General features: G+C 70.9%; 1 protein-coding gene. It reads left to right on the forward strand.

Going from position 1 to position 3,629, the window contains the following annotated elements:
- Positions 1-3,629 (forward strand): non-ribosomal peptide synthetase (locus HC031_RS32080; RefSeq protein WP_167929215.1); only part of this gene is annotated, 3,629 nt, incomplete at both ends.

The following is a 3,629-nucleotide window of genomic DNA, read 5'->3' on the forward strand; positions in this document are numbered from 1 at the left end:
GGGCGCGGTACGACGAGTTGAAGCTGGACGGAGACCCGGACACCCCCCGGGCACACATCCTGGAGATCGTGGGCCGGGTCGAGGACAGGTGCCTGGAGCTCAGCTGGTTCTACTCGGAGCATCTCCACCGGGAAAGCACCGTCCAGCTTCTGGCCGAGCGGATGGTCGACGCGCTGCGGGAGATCATCGTCCACTGTGCGCAGCCGAGTGCCGGCGGGCGTACCCCCTCGGACTTCCCCCTGGCCCGCCTGGACCAGGCGGCCGTCGACCGGCTCGTCGGCGACGGCCGAGCCGTCGAGGACATCTACCCCCTCACGCCGATGCAGGCCGGCATGGTCTTCCACAGCCTCGTCGACGGCGTGTCCGGCGCCTACTTCAACCAGGTGGAGCTACAGCTTTCCGGGGTGGCCGACCCGTCCGCGTTCGGCGCGGCGTGGCAGCAGGTCGTCGACCGAACCCCCATCCTGCGCAGCCGGGTGGTGTGGGAAGGCGTCGCCGAGCCGGTGCAGGTGGTACAGCGCGAGGTCCGGCTGCCGATCACGTACCTGGACTGGAGCCGCCTCCCGGAGGCCGAGCGCCAGGAGGAGCTACGCCTGCTGCTCGCCCGCGATCGCGCCGAAGGGCTCGACCTGACCGCCGCCCCGCTGATGCGGCTGGTGATCGCCGCGCTGCCGGGCGACGAGATCGCACTGGTCTGGACCTTCCACCACCTGCTGCTCGACGGCTGGAGCGTGCCCCAGGTGTTCGCCGAGGTCTGCCAGCGGTACGCGGCCATCGTCCACGGACGTGAACCCGCACCGGTGACGCGCCGCCCGTTCCGCGACTACCTCCAGTGGCTCGCCGCACGCGACCAGGATGAGGCCGAACGGTACTGGCGCCAGGTGCTGGCGGGCGTCGAGTCGACCACCCCGCTGCCGTTCGACCGGCAGCCCGTGGAGGCGCACCGCACCGAGTCCGGTGCACGGGTCCGGATGGCGCTACCGGCCGAGCAGTCCGACCAGTTACGCGAGGCGGCGCGGCGCAGCGGGTTGACGATGAACACCGTCGTGCAGGGCGCGTGGGCGCTGCTGCTGGCCCGCTACAGCGGCCAGCGGGACGTCGTCTTCGGCACCACCGTCTCGGGACGTCCGGCCGACCTGCCCGGTGTGGAGTCCATCGTCGGAATGTTCGTCAACACGCTCCCGACCCGGGCACACGCCGACGGCTCCCAGCGGCTCGTGTCCTGGCTGCGCGACCTGCAGGTACAGCAGGCCGAGTCCCGGCGCTTCGGGCACGTCTCCCTGGCCCAGCTCCAGACCTGGACCGACCTGCCGGGCGGCGCCAACCTCTTCGACAGCATCGTCGTGTTCGAGAACTACCCCTTCGACTCCACTGCCATTACCGCGCACGGGCTGGGCATCCGGCAGCTCAACGACCTGGAGCCCACCAACTACCCGCTCACCGCCATGGTCGAGCCGGGGGAGAGCTTGTCGATCGCGCTCGACTACGACCCCCTCCTGTTCGACCAGGCGACGATCGAACGGCTGGCCGAGTATCTTCGGGCACTGCTGGCCGCCATCGCCGCCGACCCGGAGCGGCCGCTCGCCGACCTGCCGATGATGACGGACGCCGAACGGTCCCGGGTGCTCGTGGAGTTCAACGACACGGACCTGGATGTGCCGGCGGTGACGTTCCCGCAGGCGTTCGAGGCCCAGGTCCGGCGGACGCCGGACGCGTCCGCGCTGGTGTGCGGTGCGACCGCGCTGACGTACGCGGAACTGGACGCGCGGGCGAACCGGTTGGCGCACCACCTGATCGCCTCAGGCGTCGGGCCGGAGCGGGTGGTGGCGCTGGCGCTGCCGCGGTCGGCGGAGCTGATCGTGGCGATCCTGGCGGTGCTCAAGGCAGGTGGGGTGTACCTGCCGATCGACCGGGAGCAGCCGGCTGAGCGGATCGGGTTCGTGTTGCGGGATGCCGGTGCGGCCCTGGTGGTGACCACCGCTGACAGTGGCAATGTACGCGGCGCCGCGGGCGGGATGCCGGTGTTGCTGCTCGACGATGCGGACACCCGGGCGCTGACCGCGGCGGGTCCGGACACGACGCCCACCGACACCGACCGGATCGCGCCACTCGGGCCGGACAGCGCGGCGTACATCATCTACACCTCCGGTTCGACCGGGCAGCCGAAGGGAGTGGTGGTCGAGCACCGCAGCCTGGTGAACCTGCTGTTCAACCACCGGCACGGTATCGGGGTGGCGGCCGGGGACGAGCGGCTGCGGGTGGCGCTGACGGCCTCGCTCTCCTTCGACGCCTCCTGGGACCCGCTGGTGATGATGGCCAACGGCCACGAGCTGCACCTGATCGAGGACGCCGTTCGCCTGGATCCACCGGCTCTGGTCGGGTACGTCAACGCCCGGCACGTCGACTACCTCGAGATCACGCCGACCTACCTGCAGCAGCTCCTACCAGCGGGATTGCTCGACAGCGGACCGTACCGGCCACGGATCCTCGCACTCGGCGGCGAGGCGGTCAGGGACCCGTTGTGGTCGGAGCTGGTCGCCGTCGAGGGCACCGCGACCTACAACTTCTACGGGCCGACCGAGTGCACGGTGGACGCGGTGACCTGCCGTCTGACGGACTCGCCGCGACCGGTGATCGGCCGGCCGCTGGGCAACCTGCACGCGTACGTGCTCGACGACGAGCTGCGGCCGGTGCCGGTCGATGTACCCGGTGAGCTGTTCCTGTCCGGTGTTCAGGTGGCTCGGGGCTACCTGGGCCGACCGGGGCTGACGTCCGAACGGTTCGTGGCCTGCCCGTTCGGTACGCCGGGGGAGCGGATGTACCGCACCGGCGACCGGGCGCGCTGGATGGCCGACGGGGTACTGGAGTACCTGGGGCGTACCGACGACCAGGTCAAGATCCGGGGTTTCCGGATCGAGCCGGGTGAGATCGAAGCGACGCTGCGGCGCCACCCGGCCGTGGCAGAGGCCGTGGTGGTCGCCCGGCAGGAGGAGTCCGGGCGCACGCGCCTCGTGGGGTACGTGGTGCCGGCGCCCGGCGTGGTGGTGGACCCTGCGGCGCTACGCCGGTCCCTGGGCGAATCGCTGCCCGACTACATGGTCCCCTCGGCGTTCGTCGTGCTCGACCAACTGCCCCTCACCTCCAGCGGCAAGGTCGACCGGCGGGCGCTGCCCGCCCCGGACTTCGCCGCCGCGGCCGGCGACGGTTACGTCGAGCCGCGTACCGAGACCGAGCGGGTGCTCGCCGGGATCTGGGCCGACGTCCTCGGAATCGAGCGGGTCGGGGTCGAGGACAACTTCTTCGAGCTGGGTGGCGACTCGATCCTGAGCATTCAGATGGTCTCCCGGGCCCGGCAGGCCGGGTCGGGGCTGATGCCGCGCGACGTGTTCGTGCACCAGACCGTCGCCGCGTTGGCCGCCAGCGTCGGCGAGGTCACCAGCGGCGCGGTACCGGAGATGGCCGACCAGGGCCCGGTGGTCGGTGAGGTGCCGTTGACGCCGATCCAGTGGTGGTTTTTCGAGACCCAGACGGTACGTCCGGAGCGATTTGACCAGTCGTTGATGGTGGAGCTGGTCGAGGGTGTGGACGTGGTGGCGCTGCGGGCGGCGTTGCAGGCGTTGCTGGCGCAT

The sequence above is a fragment of the Planosporangium thailandense genome (assembly GCF_011947195.1).
Classification (GTDB): domain Bacteria; phylum Actinomycetota; class Actinomycetes; order Mycobacteriales; family Micromonosporaceae; genus Planosporangium; species Planosporangium thailandense.